This is a genomic window from Agrobacterium vitis, from assembly GCF_013426735.1.
Taxonomy (GTDB): Bacteria; Pseudomonadota; Alphaproteobacteria; order Rhizobiales; family Rhizobiaceae; genus Allorhizobium; species Allorhizobium vitis_D.
In genome coordinates, this window is sequence record NZ_AP023272.1 from 2,105,727 (window position 1) to 2,122,447 (window position 16,721).

Genomic DNA, 16,721 nt, shown 5'->3' on the forward strand with positions numbered 1-16,721 from the left:
TCTAGGGAATATCTGAAACACCCTCTTGCAATTGCGCCTCAGGTCGTTGAAAACGCTGCTTACGCGGACGTGGCGAAACTGGTAGACGCAAGGGACTTAAAATCCCTCGGAGCAATCTGTACGGGTTCGACCCCCGTCGTCCGCACCAACCACAATGGACTGTGTCCTTTACCCCCGGTGCTGTTTTTGTCGCTGTTTTCCGCGGATCGCTGCTCGTGTGCCATCGCGGCCTTAATCTTAAGTATAAGAAAATTAGAATTCACTAAAAATTAGATTTTACCCGCTAGTTTCTACGGGTGCCGCCGGATCAGCCGACCGTTGCAGACCGATCATTCTGTGCGGTTTGGCGAGGACTGGAGCCGGTTCGGCGCGCCAAAAATTTACCCCCACATGTACTCGAAGGTCGAGCCACCTTGAGTTACGAGGCAATGAGATGAAAAACCTATCAATCATCGGGAAATTTCTATCGATCATGGCGTTGTTCGGTCTGTTTACCATCGGCATTGCGGCCTATTCTGGAGCGAAGCTGAAATCGATCGACGCCGCCTATAGCGACCTTCTGGATCAGGAATCCACTGCTTCGCTTTATCTGGCGCGCGCCAATCGGTCGATGCAGTCTGCACGAGCCTCTTTGGCCGATATCATGCTGTCGCGTACCGACGCGCTCAATCAAGCCGCGACAAAGGAATTCGAAAAGGCTCGAGATTCTTTCTTGACGTTCATGGATACAGCGGCAAAGGCTCTTCCTAATAATGCCGACATCGCAGGGCTTAAGGCGGATACCTTGAAAATTCTTGACCAGACCTGTGGCAATGCCATGCAGCTGGGGAAAGCCGCCACTACTGATGATGAGGTCGCTAGATCCCAGTCGGTTTTCCTGAGGGAATGCCAGCCTGAGTTTGCAAAGATTTCGCCGCGCTTTACCGAAGTCGTCACGACAATCAGCAAGGCTGCCGATACAGAAAGTAACGACCTTACTGATATGACCAATAGCACGGTGATGACGACTGTGCTTGGCGTGCTGGTAGGTTTGGTTCTGGTTCTGACAATTGGCTTTTTCGCCATCCGCGCCTGGCTGGTTGTGCCGATCCGCGAACTGGCCAGCAAGATGGGCATTCTGTCCGGCGGTGATCTCTCGGCATCGGTCGAGGGAACAGATCGTCGTGATGAAGTGGGGATCATGGCGCGTGCCGTGCAGATCTTCAAGGATAACGGCCTTGCCGCTCGCGAGCTGGAAAAACAGGCCGCTGCGGTTCGCGACATGAGCGAAGTGGAACGCCAGCGCGTTGCTGAGGCCGATGCCAAGCGCGCCTCTGAGATGGCCCAGGCGACCGCTGGACTTGCAGAGGGATTGAAGCGGCTTTCGGCTGGGGATCTCACGTTCCAGCTTACCCAGAATTTTGCTAGTGAATTCGAAGGTTTGCGGACTGACTTCAACAGCACGGTTGAGCAATTGCGTGACACGATGTCGTCCGTTGCCATCTCGACCAGCTCGATTGACAGTGGTTCGCGAGAAGTGAGCCAGAGCGCCAACGACCTGTCGAAGCGTACTGAACAACAGGCAGCTTCGCTGGAAGAAACCGCAGCGGCACTGGATCAGATCACCACCAATGTCTCCAATTCCTCCAAACGTGCGGAAGAGGCCCGGGCTATGGCCGTTCAGGCCAACCAGTCAGCCCGGCAGTCCGGCGAAGTGGTCTCGAATGCCGTCAACGCCATGCAGCGGATCGAGCAGTCGTCCAGCCAGATCTCCAACATTATCGGTGTGATCGACGAGATTGCCTTCCAGACCAATCTTCTGGCGCTGAATGCTGGTGTGGAAGCGGCGCGGGCAGGTGAGGCTGGTAAGGGCTTTGCCGTGGTCGCCCAGGAAGTGCGCGAACTTGCCCAGCGCTCTGCCCAGGCTGCCAAGGAAATCAAGGACCTGATCCGCAATTCTGCCAGCGAAGTTGAAAACGGTGTGAAGCTGGTGACGGCAACCGGTGAAGTTCTGAAGGTGATCGAAGGCCATGTCGTCGCCATCAATGGCCAGCTCGATGCCATCGCCATTTCGGCTCGCGAGCAGTCTGTCGGCCTCTCCGAGGTCAATATCGCCGTCAACCAGATGGACCAGGTCACCCAGCAGAATGCCGCCATGGTGGAAGAAGCCACCGCTGCCAGCTCATCGCTGGCCAATGAAGCGGAAAAGCTGCGCCATCTGGTCGGTCAGTTCCAGATTGGTTCTGGTTCATCAGGCTTAGTGGCCAATGCCGCCCCTTCTGGAGGCAGATCCGCTGGTCCTGTTCCAGCCAGCGCCGGGCAAAGGCCTGTCGCGTCACCCGCCCGCCGCATGGTCGGTCAGGTCGCCAAGGCACTCGGCATGAATACCGCAGCCAAGCAGGAAAGCTGGGAAGAGTTTTAAGACCAAGTGACAGCATCGGATTTTCCGAAAACCGGTGCTTATTTTTCTGCCCTATCGTCTCATTGCTCAAGCCGCCCTGCGTTTTCCCGCACGCAGGGCGGCTTGCTGTTTGGTGGATGGAGGGACAAGAGCCCGGGCGAGGGGCAAGGACGAAAAAATGGCGTAGCCGATAATTTCGTCTCTCTGTTTGGTCCAGTCTCGCAAAAATGACGTTACATCGATATGCATCGAATAAATGCACGAAAGCCGCCGCAAGATTTCCGATCCGTTGCCTGGTCGTCACCTTAAATCGGACCCGATTGAGGGAATTATGCGGTTAGCCAAAGATAGTTCCAGTTCGTCCCAGCTTGTCAAAGTCCGTTAGAAGGCCCTCCTATGTCCGATTCCACCGCCGCTTCCCCGTCTCAAGTCGTCACCGCCGCCATGCTTGCCATAGGTGATGAATTGCTGTCCGGCCGCACCAAGGACAAGAATATCGGCCATCTGGCCGATGTGCTGACCCTGGCCGGTATCGACCTCAAGGAAGTGCGGATTGTCGCCGATGAGGAAGAGGCAATCGTCGAGGCGCTGAATGCGCTGCGAAGCCGTTATAACCATGTGTTCACCTCGGGTGGCATTGGCCCGACCCATGACGATATCACCGCCGATGCCATCTCAAAGGCTTTCGGCCTGCCTTGCCTGCATGACGAAAAGGCCATGGCGCTGATGGCGGAAATGTATGCCCGCCGTGGCCTGGAATTTACCGAGGCGCGCCAACGGATGGCCCGCATGCCGCAAGGCGCGGAGCATATTGCCAATCCGGTTTCCACCGCGCCGGGATTCCGGGTGGAGAATGTCTATGTCATGGCCGGTGTCCCGCAGGTGTTTCAGGCCATGCTCGAAAATGTCGTCAAGACATTGCCCGGCGGCGTCCGTGTTCTGTCGCGGGCAATTGCCTGCCCCTATGGCGAGGGCGAGATCGGCACGGCGCTGGCCGCCGTTCAGAAGGCGCATCCGCAGACCAGTATCGGTTCTTATCCCCGCTATGACGGCGCCAAGGGGTTTCATACGGAACTCGTGGTGCGGGCGAGGGCCGAAGATGTTCTGAACGCCGCTGTTCTTGATGTCGAGGAGATGATTGCGGCAATTAGCGGCGGCAAGACCGTGCTGGAGGCCTGAGACTGTCCCGCGTGGCTGAGACTTGAGTGGGACTCCAGATCAGCCTTGAGCGAAATCCCAGTTCAGCCTTGAGCGAAATCAAGGAACCGGCGTGGTTTCGGCGCATTATCTTTTTCGGTGGTTGGGCGGGATGACGCAAGCGTGTCTTCCTGTCGCCCAGACCACGATGCAGTATGCTTTTGCTCGGACGGTGTTCGGTCGGAGCAATTTGCGGGGAGATGACAATGGCTTACAAGACAATTCTGAGCGTTCTCGACAACCGCCGTACGGCAGCGCAAGTTTCTGATTTTTCCATTGCACTGGCCGAACAGTTTGGGTCCCACGTCATCGGCGTTCATTGCGAAGCGGTCGCCGGCATGCCCTTGATCGCGCCGATGGAAATACCCGATCCGGTCGCGGTGCAAGCCATGCAGGATCTGGCCCATAAGGAAACCGGAGCCATCGAGGCGATCTTCGCCGAGGTGTCACGGCGCGAAGGGGTATCGACCGAATGGCGCAATTTCGTAACTTCCGTCGGCTCGACGGGTTCGTTTATCGACAGCGCCCGTTGCGCTGATCTGGTGGTGGTTGCTCAGGGCGAAAGTGGTTCGCTGTCAGACAATCGCAGCGAATTGGAAACAGCTTTGTTCGACAGTGGTCGGCCCGTGCTTCTCGTTCCTTACATCCTGAAGACGCCGCGGCCGATCAAGCGGGTGCTGATTGCCTGGAATGGGTCGCGTGAAGTGGCACGCGCCACATTTGATGCTCTCCCTTTCCTGAAACAGGCGGAAAGCGTTGAAATCTTCTCTGTGGTCGATAGCAGCGGTGACGATCTTTCACGCAGCCTGCCCGGCGCCGAAATCGCCGCGACGCTGAGCCGCCACGATATCAATGTCACCGTGACCCAGCAGGATCAGGAGCAATTGAAGGCGGCGGCACATATCGAAAACCGTTTGTCCGACCAGAGTATCGATCTTCTGGTCATGGGGGCCTATTCCCATAAACGCTGGTGGGAAGTGTTGTTTGGTGGTGTGACCCGCACCGTGCTGGATTCCATGACGGCACTGACTTTGCTGTCACGCTAAAAGACTTGGGTTTTTGGGCTGGGTTGAAAAATATGATGAGGCAAGGCATTCGGTATCGAGCCGGATGCCTTGCTGTTTCCGGCATCCTCTTTCCATCTCTTGCCTTCATGGGCAGATTGCCGCTATAGCACCGAGAAAGACAAGGAGCCGAAAGGGCTTTTGCGCAAGGTCTGCTGCGCCTATGGCTCTCCCAGCCAGGCGGTTTTCGGGTCGATGCGCAAGCTGAATGGCGTCACTGTCTTCGTTTTTGCTGCGATGACGCGGCGGGCGGTTGAAACGCGAAGCGCTTCGGTTGCCTTTCCTTCTGTCTTTTCTTGATGCGCGGAGCCCTTGCATGTCTCTTCCCGATAAAGCCTTTCCCGTTGCCTGGGATCAATTCCATCGTGATGCCAGGGCGCTTGCCTGGCGCCTGGCCGGGCTTGGGCAGGAGTTTCGCGCCATTGTCTGCATCACCCGTGGCGGTCTGGTTCCGGCGGCGATCATTTCGCGTGAGCTGAATATCCGCCTGATCGAGACGGTTTGCGTCGCCTCCTATCACGACTATGTCAACCAGGGCGAATTCAACCTGCTGAAGGGCATTACGCCTGAGCTGCTCACCAATGGCGGCGAAGGCGTGCTTGTTATCGATGACTTGACTGACACCGGCAAGACCGCCACCGAAGTGCGCTCGATCATCCCGAAGGCGCATTTTGCCTGCGTCTATGCCAAGCCGAAAGGCGTGCCGACGGTCGATACATTTGTCACCGAGGTCAGCCAGGATACGTGGATCTATTTCCCCTGGGATATGGGTTTCACCTATCAGGAACCAATCGCCAAGGGCCATAAGGGCTAAAAGCCTTGCAATCTATGGATCGGCGCAATTGATCGCTGTCAATGCGTCGGCCATGGTTCCCATGCAAAAGGCAATCTGTTGTTGATAATGGATTGACTGATGATGATTGCAACCTTTCTTCCCGCCGTCCTGGCGCTGCTTCTGGCGCCAGGGCCGACCAATACCTTGATGGGCGTTGCCGGTGCTCAAGGCGGTTTAGGGCGCGTGTTGCGTCTTGTGCCAGCAGAACTGGCGGGCTATCTCACGACCATCCTGCCGCTGGTTTATCTGGGAGATCAGCTGATGGCGCACTGGCCTGCCGCTGCCGTCCTGCTGAAAATCGCCGCGGCGATCTGGGTGATGGTCATCGCCTTCAAGCTTTGGCAGATGCCGGGGCAGGGCAATGCGCTCAATCCCATCACAGCGGGCCGGATCTATCTGACGACCGCGCTCAATCCCAAGGCATTGGTCTTCGGTCTCGTTCTTCTTCCCGCTCCTGGCAATCCGAATTTCCTGCCTTGTCTTGGCCTGTTCTGCCTGTTGGTTGCAGCAGTGGCCTTGCTTTGGGGCTCTGCCGGGCGATTGACCCAGGCAGGGCATGGCGGCCAGGGCAGATTGCATATCCTCCAGCGTGTCGCCGCTGTCTGGCTCACTTTCGTCTCGGTTTCTCTTATCGTTGGCGTTGTGACGACGGTTTAGTCAGCTAAATAGCCCCTTCCATCATTTGCCTGACCCAAAATGCCAAAAGCCCCTGCGCTTTTTCAAACGCAGGGGCTTTTTGATTTCGTGGCTTTTGGAGGAAGAATAAAAACTTCTGCGCCCTGATTACGCCACCGCGCGATACTCACCCCGTCTGTTATCCTCCAGCCGGAACCGTTCAAGCTGCACCAGCAGCTGTCGGGATTCACTGGCCAGGACCTGGCTGGCAGCCGTGGTTTCTTCGACCATGGCGGCGTTCTGCTGGGTCATCTGGTCCATGTGGTTGACGGATGTGTTTATTTCAGCAAGCGCTGCCGACTGTTCCTGAGCGGCGCGGGCGATGCTCGCCACATGGCCGTTGACATGATCAACCAGGCCGACGATTTCGTTAAGAGCTTCGCCGGTGGACAGAACCAGTGAGACGCCGCCCTTGACTTCATCGGCGGAGGTGTTGATCAGCGCCTTGATTTCGCGGGCCGCATTGGCGGAGCGCTGGGCCAGTTCGCGGACTTCCTGGGCAACAACGGCAAAGCCGCGTCCGGCCTCTCCGGCGCGGGCGGCTTCGACACCGGCATTCAGCGCCAGGAGATTGGTCTGGAAGGCGATTTCGTCGATCACCGAAATGATCTGGCTGATCTTTTGCGAGGATTGCTCGATCCGGCCCATCGCATCAATGGCGCTGCGGACGATCTCGCCGGATTTTCCGGCACTGTTGCGGGTCTGCTCCACCATCTGGTTGGCTTCATGGGCGCGTTCAGTGGAGGTGCGAACCGTCGTGGTGATTTCTTCAAGCGCTGCTGCTGTCTCTTCCAGGGCCGCAGCCTGCTGTTCGGTCCGGCGGGCCAATTGGTTGGCGGCTGAACTCAGTTCGCCGGAATTGTCGGTAATCGTACCCGAAGCGCCGCGAATGCTTTGCATGGCTTCGCGAAGCGTTGCCATCGCGTGGTTGACGTTGCTCTGCAATTCGGCGAAGGCGCCCTGGAAATTGCCGCGCATATCCTGGGTGAGATCGGAAGAGGAGAGGGCGGCAATCACCCGCCGCACTTCGGTGACGCCGAGATCGACATTGGCCACCAACTCGTTGACGCTGGAGGCGAAGCGTTGCAGGTCGGCATCCTCGTAGGATTTGGTAATGCGCTGCGAGAAATTACCCGCGGCTGCCGAGGCGACAATGCTGCTGATGCTGGATTGCAGATCCTTGCTCTGACTGTTGAGCGCGGCTTCCTGGGCTTCCATTTCCTGCATCTGCAATCTGTTGGCCCGGAAGATTTCCAGGGCGCGGGCCATCTCACCGATTTCGTCGCCGCGCTCTGTGCCCGGAATGGTGTCACCCAGGGCGCCTTTGGCAATCCGGTTCATGTTATCGGTCAAAAGGCGGATCGGATTGACGATGCCGCGACGGGCAATCAGCGTGCTGACCGCAACGCCGAGAACGATGCTGATCGCAGCGGTCGACAACAGCGCGATCATCGTCAGCTGCGAGTCGGCAATGGCATTGCTGCGGGCCGCAGACAGGGTTTTGGCGGAATAGGTACTGTAGACCTTGACCGCCGCCGTCACCGCTTTTTGTCCGTCAAGTGCCTTGGAAAGCTCCTTGGCCATCACGCCGGGTTCCTTGGCGGCGTCGGTACCGGCCACCTTCACCATCTGGCGGATCTGGTCGAAATAGGTGTTGAGTGTCGTGCGAACGTCCTGCAGTTGCTTCTGCTCGTTCTCATCGGCGGTGGCCGCGATCTTTGGCAGGCGCGCCAGCATTTCGCTGGAGCGCGTTTCGGTTTCCTTGGCGAAATCGGCGGCCTTTTCCGGCGCGAAAGCCAGCTGATAGGTCATGCGGCTGATGGCGATAATGTCGACGCGCAGGTCCATGGCCTCGCGGGCCACTTCTTCACGCTGTCCGGTGTTTTGAAGCGAGGCACCAAGCGAAGACAGGCCGAAGGCGCCAGCAGCGGCGATAGCGCCTGCCGCAACGCCCATCAGCACCACAAGAAGACTGACCTTCTTCAGGATAGACAGATTACTGATGGTCATGACCAAACCTTAAGCGCAGCCCGGCGCTCTCATAGCGACTGGCGCAGCATATCTAGGCATGGACATCATTCCAGACCCTGGTGCCGATATAGTTGTCCACAAACATTAATATCCCTTTAGTTCGTTTGGAAATTAGCAAGACCTATTCCCCGCGTATTAAAGGGTTTCCTGATGGAAGTGAGCACGGTCAGAGCGTTCTTGGGTACAAAAAACCTCCGATTCGTTTCGGGATACAGGCAGGCATGCGGCGGCAGGCCTCTGTCGTCTTGCTTGCGTGCCATGATGTGACGGTGGATAAAAAAAACCTTCACCCAGCGTTAATCATGAAGCTTTTCCGCCAAGCCTATGAATTCTCTAGGCTAGCCTCTTTCCCCGTTTTCCACAGATGCTGACCACAACATATAGGGTTCATATTTTCGATACAGACCAGCTCTTGCGCTTGCCCGCAGGCAGGGTTAATGAATTGATTGTTGCGGCGGCGGCTGAACCGAGATGTCTACGAGGTCGGTTCAAATCAGCGAACATCATCAGGTTTGAAACGGTCATGGCTTCCACGCTTTGACCGCACGGATATCCTTGTGAATTTTTCTGGCACGCTGCGGCCATTTGCTCTGGCATGAAAACGCTGTTGATACTATATTTAGTGTCTAGCGGATAAGGCTGGCGCAAGATACAGAGCGGACCATCATTATGATCGGCCTCGCTCCGAAGAGAGCGAACCAACGGCAAGCCGCTTGAACGTGGTGCCGTAAAACCTATTTTGCGCCCTTTTCCGGGTGCTTGGACCAACGAGGACTAGCCAGATGCGCATCGAACGCCGTTTCACCAAGCCCGGCCAGTCGCCCTATGCGGAGATTGAATTCCGCAAGGCGGTAAGCGAAATCAAGAACCCGGATGGCTCTGTCGTCTTCCGGCTGGCGGATATCGATGTGCCCGCGCAGTTCAGCCAGGTGGCGGCCGATATTCTGGCCCAGAAATATTTCCGCAAGGCTGGCGTGCCGAAGATCTTGAAAAAGGTCGAGGAAAACGATGTTCCGTCTTTCCTGTGGCGGTCGGTTGCCGATGAAAAGGCCATGAAGGATCTGCCTGAAGACGAGCGCTACGGTTCGGAAACCGATGCGCGTCAGGTCTTTTCGCGTCTGGCCGGCACCTGGGCCTATTGGGGTTGGAAGGGCAAATATTTCACCTCAGAAGAAGACGTACTCGCCTTCCGGGATGAACTGGCCTATATGCTCGCCACCCAGCGCGTTGCGCCGAATTCCCCGCAATGGTTCAACACTGGCCTGCATTGGGCCTATGGCATCGATGGTCCCGGCCAGGGCCATTTCTATATCGATCCTTTCACCGGCAAGCTCACCAAGTCCAAGTCGGCCTATGAACATCCGCAGCCGCATGCCTGCTTCATCCAGTCCGTCGAAGACGATCTCGTCAACGAAGGCGGCATCATGGATCTGTGGGTGCGTGAAGCGCGCCTGTTCAAATACGGCTCCGGCACCGGCTCGAACTTCTCCCATCTGCGCGGCGAGGGCGAAAAGCTGTCGGGCGGTGGTAAGTCGTCCGGCCTGATGAGCTTCCTGAAGATCGGCGACCGCGCCGCTGGTGCCATCAAGTCCGGCGGCACCACGCGCCGCGCCGCCAAGATGGTGGTTGTAGATATCGACCATCCTGATATCGAGAACTACATCGATTGGAAGGTGAAGGAAGAGCAGAAGGTTGCCGCTCTCGTCACCGGCTCCAAGATCGTCGCCAAGCATCTGAAGGCGATCATGAAGGCCTGCGTCAATTGCTCAGCCGATAACGACGCCTGCTTCGACCCCAATGAAAACCCGGCCCTGAAGCGCGAAATCCGTGCTGCCAAGAAGGATATGGTGCCGGAAAACTACGTCAAGCGCGTCATCCAGTTCGCCCAGCAGGGCTATAAGGATCTGGAATTCAAGACCTATGACACGGATTGGGATTCGGAAGCCTATCTGACTGTCTCGGGCCAGAATTCCAACAATTCCGTTTCGCTGCGGGATGACTTCCTGCGGGCTGTCGAAGACGATGGCAACTGGAACCTGACCGCCCGCCGCGATGGCCGGGTGATGAAGACCCTTAAGGCGCGTGATCTCTGGGAAAAGATTTCCTACGCCGCCTGGGCGTCTGCCGATCCGGGTCTGCATTTCAACACCACAATGAACGACTGGCACACCTGCCCGGCGGCTGGCCCGATCCGCGCTTCCAATCCGTGCTCGGAATATATGTTCCTGGACGACACCGCCTGCAATCTGGCGTCGCTGAACCTGTTGCAGTTCAAGGATGCCGATACAAAGAAGATCGACATTGCCGATTACGAACATGCCGTTCGTCTCTGGACGGTTGTGCTTGAAGTCTCCGTGATGATGGCGCAGTTCCCTTCACGCCAGATTGCCGAACTGTCCTATGAATACCGCACGCTCGGCCTCGGCTATGCCAACATTGGCGGCCTGTTGATGTCTACCGGCATTCCCTATGACTCGGCTGAAGGCCGCGCCATCTGCGGTGCGCTGAGCGCCATCATGACCGGCGTTTCCTATGCCACGTCAGCTGAAATCGCCTCCGAGCTTGGCCCGTTCCCGGGCTATGCACCAAACCGCGACAACATGCTGCGCGTTATCCGCAACCATCGCCGCGCTGCCCATGGCCTGTTTGAAGGCTATGAGGGTCTTGCTGTCGATCCCGTGCCGCTGGTCCATGCTGAATGCTCCGATCCGGCGCTGATTGCCCATGCCAAGGCGGCCTGGGACAAGGCGCTGGAACTGGGCGAACAGCATGGCTACCGCAATGCTCAGGTCTCCGTCGTTGCCCCAACCGGCACGATCGGTCTGGTCATGGATTGCGACACGACAGGTATCGAGCCGGATTTCGCCCTGGTGAAGTTCAAGAAGCTGGCTGGTGGCGGCTATTTCAAAATCATCAACCGCGCCGTTCCCGAAGCCCTGCGCACGCTTGGCTACACGGAAAGCCAGCTTGCCGAGATTGAGGCCTATGCTGTCGGCCACGGCAATCTCAACCAGGCACGGGGCGTCAATCCCGGCTCGCTGAAGGCCAAGGGCTTTACCGATGAGAAGATCGAGGCTGTCAACGCTGCGCTTGGCGCTGCCTTCGACATCAAGTTCGTCTTTAACCAATGGACCTTAGGCGCTGATTTCCTGAAGGAAACGCTTGGCGTCAGCGCTGAACAGCTGACCGACATGAGCTTCAACCTGCTGGAGCATCTGGGCTTTGCCAAGAAGGACATCGAGGCTGCCAATATCCATGTCTGCGGGGCGATGACGCTGGAAGGCGCGCCGTTCCTGAAGAAGGAACATCTGGCGGTCTTCGATTGCGCCAATCCTTGCGGCAAGATCGGCAAGCGGTATCTGTCTGTCGAAAGCCATATCCGCATGATGGCAGCGGCCCAGCCGTTCATCTCGGGTGCGATTTCCAAGACCATCAACATGCCAAACGAGGCAACGGTGGAAGATTGCGGCGCAGCTTACATGCTGTCCTGGAAACTGGCGCTGAAGGCCAATGCCCTGTACCGCGATGGCTCCAAGCTCAGCCAGCCACTGAATTCCTCGCTGATCGAGGATGAGGATGATGAGGACGCGGTTGAGGAACTGTTGGCCCAGCCGCAGGCTGCCCAGGCCGTGACCATTACCGAACGGATCGTTGAGCGCATTGTCGAGCGGATCGTCCGCGAACAGGAAAAGCTGCCGACCCGCCGCAAGGGCTATACCCAGAAGGCCAAGATCGGCGGTCACACCATCTTCCTGCGCACCGGCGAATATGATGATGGCCGTCTTGGTGAAATCTTCCTCGACATGAACAAGGAAGGCTCGGCTCTGCGCGCCTTCATCAACAACTTCGCGATTTCGGTATCGCTCGGCCTGCAATATGGCGTGCCGCTGGAAGAATATGTTGATGCCTTCACCTTCACCAAGTTCGAACCGGCGGGCATGGTAACCGGCAATGACGCCATCAAGAACGCCACGTCGATCCTCGACTATGTGTTCCGCGAACTGGCGATCTCCTACCTTGGCCGCAACGATCTGGCCCATGTCGATACGTCCGACTTCTCCACCACGGCGCTTGGCCGCGGCGTGAAGGAAGGCAAGGCTGATGTGGTCTCCAAGGGTCTGACCCGTGGCTACAAGCCGACCCTGGTCTCCAGCAGCCAGGCCGGAACCGCCGAACCTCGTGGCGCCGCAACCGGCACTCCGGCCAAGGCATCCGCGAATGTCACGTCGTTTTCCGGCAATGCAGCCCGCAAGCTGGAAGTGACGACAGCCATTTCCACCTCCGAAGTCGTGTCCTTCAAGCGCGATTACGAGGAACGGGCAGCTGAATTGGTCGAGGACGTCGCAACCGAAGCCCTGTTCTCCGACGCCGCCACCGACGAAGCCGAAGCCGCCAAGGCCGAAGCCAAGAAAGTCGAAGCTGCCCGCCGCATGCGCTCCATCGCCCAAGGCTATACCGGCAACATGTGCTCCGAGTGCCAGAACTTTACGATGGTACGGAATGGGACGTGTGAAAAGTGCGACACTTGCGGAAGCACGAGTGGGTGCAGCTGATTAATGCACTCATATGTGAAAATTAAATTTTGATTGCAATTTTTATGTAAAGCGAACCCGTTCCGATTGATTTCGGGGCGGGTTTATTTGTATAAATTTGCAAAATGCACAATGAGAAATTATTTTCTGATTTGAAGATAGTCTCAAGGAAACAAGATATAATTAATATTACTTATAAATCGACTTACATTTAATAATGCTTATAAAAAATTATTAATACTAGAGAGTTGGGCCAAAAATTGGGGACAGATTTTCGGATAAATCCGATGTGTAAGCAATAAATTAAAGTATCATGCTAATTCCAACTTTTTGTACGATGCAGTAAAGTTTGTTCTTGAATTGTTCTGAGGATGTGGCATCTAATATGTTTAGTATCTTAATGGTGGAGAAGCGATTTGAGCAATCTAGAGCTGAATGAATTTCACTCATTTCTTGAAGAACTTATTGAGAAGTCCTCGCGAGGCACTCGATTCAATGCTGACAAAATTATTGAAACAATCATGTCAAAGCATCCTAGTCGTTTGGAAAAGGTTCAAAATCAGGTGATGGTCCTCGGACTGAGAGCGCTGATCAAAAACAATAATCGCTCAAAGACCAGCAAGATAAGCGACGGCCCTGATTTGTTCGGTAACTATGGCATCTCAAAACGCATCTCTGTTCCCTACCGAGACGAGAAAGGGGGGCTACACTGGGATCAAAAAGGACGCGATGAGCTTTCGTTTGAAGACTTGGATGAGATCATAGCTCGGCTAGAAGATCGCGAAAAAAAACCATCGAAAAATCGGAAAAATATGGACGAAATTGTCAAAAAGGTCGCTCCATATCGTGATAAGGCAAAAACGGTTGCTGAGGCTCTAAAAATGGCGGAACGCGATAGCGTTTTAGATCCTATCGAAACCTCACACTCTTAGGGCATTGGTGTGCGAGCCTGAGCAACACGCACAAGCTTATCTGAAGGTCATTGCTGACGAACCGGAAGACCAGCAAAATGGCGGTTTGTAGAAGAACATTTCCATCTTACCTCTTCCCTTGCGGGAGAGGACAAAAAATCATGATCTTAGCGACCGCTACGATCATGATTTTTTAGGTGAGGGATGCACTCATTGATCCTTGAAAGATTTGAATCCGTCATCACCCATAGGTGAGCGACTCTATCGTTCGTGAAAAATCTTTCCCACGGGCCGGCAATTTTCAATAGTGGGTGCCAGCACGGTGTGGCCGTCAGCGATGACGCCGTTGACCATGGGGCAGATGAAAAGCACGCCTTTATAGCTCATGGTCTGGCGGTTGTTGATACTATGAACGGCTGCACTGAGGAATATCTGGATGTTTCGGAACATGTATACGCCTGCGGAGGCGTTTTCCGAGATCACCTGTTTTTCCCGCGCTTCAACCACCACGCCGTCGGTCATCTTCAAATAGCTGTAGCAGTTTTCCCTTGAGGTAAAGACCGGCACGACTGCGCCGCATCCTTCCGTCGAAAACAGTGTCTCCGGGTCGTCTGGTCCGCTCGTGAACAGGATGTCGGCCAGATCGATGATGACGGGCTCGTCTGGCGCAACGAGCGCCATTGCTGCGAGCACAGAGAACAAAGCCCCGCCGGTCAGGTCGGAGAGCGTCACGATGCGGCAGCCGGGCCATCTCAGGCGCAGGTATTCAACAAGCTCTGCGAGGTTCGCAACCTCGCGGAGGACGAAGATGTAATCCTCTGGCCGAAGCCGGTTCGCCCACACCCTGTCACCCAAGGCAGCGTCGATCAGCGGCTTTCCGCTGAGATCCACGAGCGGTCTAAAGCCATATTTTTGGGTCCACAAATCAGGCCCGGCAAGGGGTACGATGCATTTCATGCTTATCAAATCAGCCTAAGATAGGCCTCCAGATCGGGAGGCGTGCCTATACCGTGCATGGCGTCGGGAGCGACATGATAGACGCCGACCCTGGCTCCCTGCTTGATCAGGTAGTTGTAAACCGGGCAAACATAGAACTCGTTGTTGGACCGGTCATTGTGGGCAATCATATCGGTCGCGGCATCGATGAAATCGCGGGCGCGCCTGAAATAATAGATGCCAACGGTCGCGTTGTCGGAAATCGCCACCTTCTCCTTTACCTCATCGACCAGGCCGTCATCGTTCAAATGAGCGAACGACCATTTCGGGTCCCGATCCTTGTCCTTGAAGCAGAGAATTGAGCCATCCAGATCGCGCTCCAGTGCATCTTGAATGTAATCCGCGCATTCGAAATCGACGATCTGGTCGCAATTGGCAATCAATAATGGGGCATCGGGATCAAGATGTGTCCGCGCCGTCAAGACGGTGCAAGCAGCACCCTCGGTTACGAAGTTGATCGGCGAAAATGCGAGATCGCCATGAGCTTTCAAACCACTGACGACATCGGGTTCCGCATCCAGATGGTCCTGCCGGGCGATCAGGACGAAGCGCGCATGATCGAGGCGCAGATTGTCCATGACACGCTCGATCATCGTCTTGCCTTTCACATCAATGAACGGCTTTGGCTTGAGATAACCGACTTGCGCAAACCGGCTGCCAAGGCCCGCCATCGGAATGACGACCTGAACCTGCCGGGCTGGCTTGGTCATCGCGGCAACCTTGTCCCGGATCTCGTTCTGATAGAATTCGATGCGCTTGGGCGAATAGAACGAGATATAGCTGTCGGATGGAATCTCGTGTTGGACGATTTTGCCACCGGCGAGAATGACCTCGTTCAGAACCGGGGAAAGATAGTATTTTCCACCAAACGGGTCGGCTTTCAGCAAATAATTCTGGGCAAATTCCACAAATAGACTGCCGCTTCTAAAATAATAATATCCAGCAATCGCCTTGCGGCTCAGAACGCGCTTTTCCGCCGTTTCTATGACATATCCAGACTTATCCTCACGGATATAGGACCAGCGGGGGTGTACGGAATTGAAGGTCACGACACCGGCATCGGCCTGCGAGCGCGTAAAATCTCGTGCAATGCCCGCCAGATCCGCATCGATAATCTGGTCGCCATTGCAGATCACCAAAGGGTCGTCGTCCACAATATGATCGACGGCCATCAGAGCGGAGCAGACAGCGCCCATGGTCGGATTGTTCAGTTTGATGACAACGGTGCTTTCGCCAGCCAGTAATTTCAAAATTGAATCGAGACTGTATTCAAGTGCATCCTGATTAAGAACGATGAAGATGAACTTCGCGGATGCATCGCGGTTGCGGATACTGTTGACGACGAGCGAGATCATCGGCGAACCGTCGATTTCGATCAGAGGCTTGGGGAAATGAAACTCGTCCTTTGGGAAAAGATCATCCTTCGACGCGATGGGAATAAGATATCTCATGTGAGGGCCGACTCGATCTTGGTGATTTCGTTCATGATACGCTCATAGGTGACGTCGTTGGTCGATCCCACCACCAGGACATGGGCGCCTGAGGAGCGGGCGGCCTGTATGCCGTGATCGTTATCTTCCAGGATCAGGCATTCCTCCGGCTGCAATTGCAGTCGATCGATTGCCGTCAGGTAGATTTCGGGATCAGGCTTCGCCTTGCCGACATCCTGATTGGATAGAAAGAAATCCAGGTATTTCAACAGGTCAGCCTGGCGCATCATCGCTTCTACGCTCGACCTGACGGAGTTTGAGCAGACGACGATATGCTTTCCCTCCCGCTTCAGGCGCGCGAGGGCGTATTCGTGATGAAAGACCGGTTGGCATTTTTCGACGATGACCTGATAGGTCATCTTCTGTTTGAGCGTGTTGAGAAAATCGTGCAGCCTTGGCGGCAATCCCCGCGTCTTGGTCAGCATTTCCAGTTTTTTGCGTGTTGGCAGGCCGTCATAGACGGCGAGATGTTCGGTGCGGCTGATATTGAGCCCGAGAAGCGCCAGCGCGTCATTCAGCGTCTCGTAATGCCATTCCTTGGCATCAATCAGAACGCCGTCCATGTCGAAAAGCACTGCCTTGATCATAATGTCCTGTCCGTCTGGTTCAT

General features: G+C 55.7%; 11 protein-coding genes and 1 tRNA gene. 8 read left to right on the forward strand and 4 right to left on the reverse strand.

The genetic code is table 11. The annotated features are described in order from the left end of the window. The first annotated feature begins 63 nt into the window (after positions 1-63). From H1Y61_RS09700 to H1Y61_RS09725, 6 genes are all read left to right on the forward strand, one after another. Positions 64-148, forward strand: a tRNA-Leu gene (locus H1Y61_RS09700). A 285-nt stretch (positions 149-433) separates the two neighbouring features. Beyond that, the gene (locus tag H1Y61_RS09705; protein ID WP_180572478.1) at positions 434-2,401 is read left to right on the forward strand and encodes a methyl-accepting chemotaxis protein; all 1,968 of its coding nucleotides are present in this window, start codon (positions 434-436) and stop codon (positions 2,399-2,401) included. Positions 2,402-2,776: 375 nt separating this feature from the next. Beyond that, positions 2,777-3,559, forward strand: coding sequence for a competence/damage-inducible protein A (locus tag H1Y61_RS09710; protein WP_180572479.1), 783 nt, complete (start codon positions 2,777-2,779; stop codon positions 3,557-3,559). 224 nt (positions 3,560-3,783) lie between these two features. Continuing rightward, complete coding sequence (locus H1Y61_RS09715; protein WP_180572480.1) at positions 3,784-4,623, forward strand: universal stress protein; 840 nt, start codon at positions 3,784-3,786, stop codon at positions 4,621-4,623. 334 nt (positions 4,624-4,957) lie between these two features. Further along, positions 4,958-5,455: a xanthine phosphoribosyltransferase gene (gene gpt, locus H1Y61_RS09720; RefSeq protein WP_015916290.1), complete on the forward strand. Its 498-nt coding sequence runs from the start codon at positions 4,958-4,960 to the stop codon at positions 5,453-5,455. Between the two features lie 99 nt (positions 5,456-5,554). Next, positions 5,555-6,133 (forward strand): hypothetical protein, encoded by a 579-nt coding sequence (locus H1Y61_RS09725; protein ID WP_180572481.1) that lies wholly within the window; start codon positions 5,555-5,557, stop codon positions 6,131-6,133. A gap of 126 nt (positions 6,134-6,259) precedes the next feature. On the opposite strand, the gene H1Y61_RS09730 is transcribed toward H1Y61_RS09725, so the two are convergent. Beyond that, positions 6,260-8,161 (reverse strand): methyl-accepting chemotaxis protein, encoded by a 1,902-nt coding sequence (locus H1Y61_RS09730; protein ID WP_087728438.1) that lies wholly within the window; start codon positions 8,159-8,161, stop codon positions 6,260-6,262. A gap of 803 nt (positions 8,162-8,964) precedes the next feature. On the opposite strand from H1Y61_RS09730, the gene H1Y61_RS09735 reads away from it, so the two are divergent. Continuing rightward, positions 8,965-12,735 carry a vitamin B12-dependent ribonucleotide reductase gene (locus H1Y61_RS09735; protein WP_180572482.1) on the forward strand — a complete coding sequence of 1,257 codons (3,771 nt, stop codon included), beginning with the start codon at positions 8,965-8,967 and terminating at the stop codon, positions 12,733-12,735. 395 nt (positions 12,736-13,130) lie between these two features. Further along, the gene (locus H1Y61_RS09740; RefSeq protein ID WP_180572483.1) at positions 13,131-13,646 is read left to right on the forward strand and encodes a hypothetical protein; all 516 of its coding nucleotides are present in this window, start codon (positions 13,131-13,133) and stop codon (positions 13,644-13,646) included. A 240-nt stretch (positions 13,647-13,886) separates the two neighbouring features. Here H1Y61_RS09740 and H1Y61_RS09745 read toward each other — a convergent pair whose 3' ends face one another. Genes H1Y61_RS09745 through H1Y61_RS09755 form a run of 3 tightly spaced genes read right to left on the reverse strand, consistent with a single transcriptional unit; the run spans position 13,887 to position 16,698 of the window. Further along, a complete protein-coding gene (locus tag H1Y61_RS09745) occupies positions 13,887-14,582 on the reverse strand; it encodes a glycosyltransferase family protein (RefSeq protein WP_180572484.1) in 696 nt (231 codons plus the stop codon). 5 nt (positions 14,583-14,587) lie between these two features. Further along, positions 14,588-16,072 (reverse strand): glycosyltransferase family 2 protein, encoded by a 1,485-nt coding sequence (locus H1Y61_RS09750; RefSeq protein WP_180572485.1) that lies wholly within the window; start codon positions 16,070-16,072, stop codon positions 14,588-14,590. Then, a complete protein-coding gene (locus H1Y61_RS09755) occupies positions 16,069-16,698 on the reverse strand; it encodes an HAD family hydrolase (protein WP_015916283.1) in 630 nt (209 codons plus the stop codon). Before H1Y61_RS09755 ends, H1Y61_RS09750 begins: the two co-directional genes overlap by 4 nt. Between the last annotated feature and the right edge of the window lie 23 nt (positions 16,699-16,721).

Bases quoted from the DNA above. Each gene is read 5' to 3' on its own strand.
- H1Y61_RS09750 (WP_180572485.1), bottom strand. From the start codon at position 16,072: ATGAGATATCTTATTCCCATCGCGTCGAAGGATGATCTTTTCCCAAAG.
- H1Y61_RS09730 (WP_087728438.1), bottom strand. From the start codon at position 8,161: ATGACCATCAGTAATCTGTCTATCCTGAAGAAGGTCAGTCTTCTTGTG.
- H1Y61_RS09715 (WP_180572480.1), top strand. From the start codon at position 3,784: ATGGCTTACAAGACAATTCTGAGCGTTCTCGACAACCGCCGTACGGCA.
- H1Y61_RS09705 (WP_180572478.1), top strand. From the start codon at position 434: ATGAAAAACCTATCAATCATCGGGAAATTTCTATCGATCATGGCGTTG.
- H1Y61_RS09755 (WP_015916283.1), bottom strand. From the start codon at position 16,698: ATGATCAAGGCAGTGCTTTTCGACATGGACGGCGTTCTGATTGATGCC.
- H1Y61_RS09710 (WP_180572479.1), top strand. From the start codon at position 2,777: ATGTCCGATTCCACCGCCGCTTCCCCGTCTCAAGTCGTCACCGCCGCC.
- H1Y61_RS09725 (WP_180572481.1), top strand. From the start codon at position 5,555: ATGATGATTGCAACCTTTCTTCCCGCCGTCCTGGCGCTGCTTCTGGCG.
- H1Y61_RS09735 (WP_180572482.1), top strand. From the start codon at position 8,965: ATGCGCATCGAACGCCGTTTCACCAAGCCCGGCCAGTCGCCCTATGCG.
- H1Y61_RS09745 (WP_180572484.1), bottom strand. From the start codon at position 14,582: ATGAAATGCATCGTACCCCTTGCCGGGCCTGATTTGTGGACCCAAAAA.
- gpt (WP_015916290.1), top strand. From the start codon at position 4,958: ATGTCTCTTCCCGATAAAGCCTTTCCCGTTGCCTGGGATCAATTCCAT.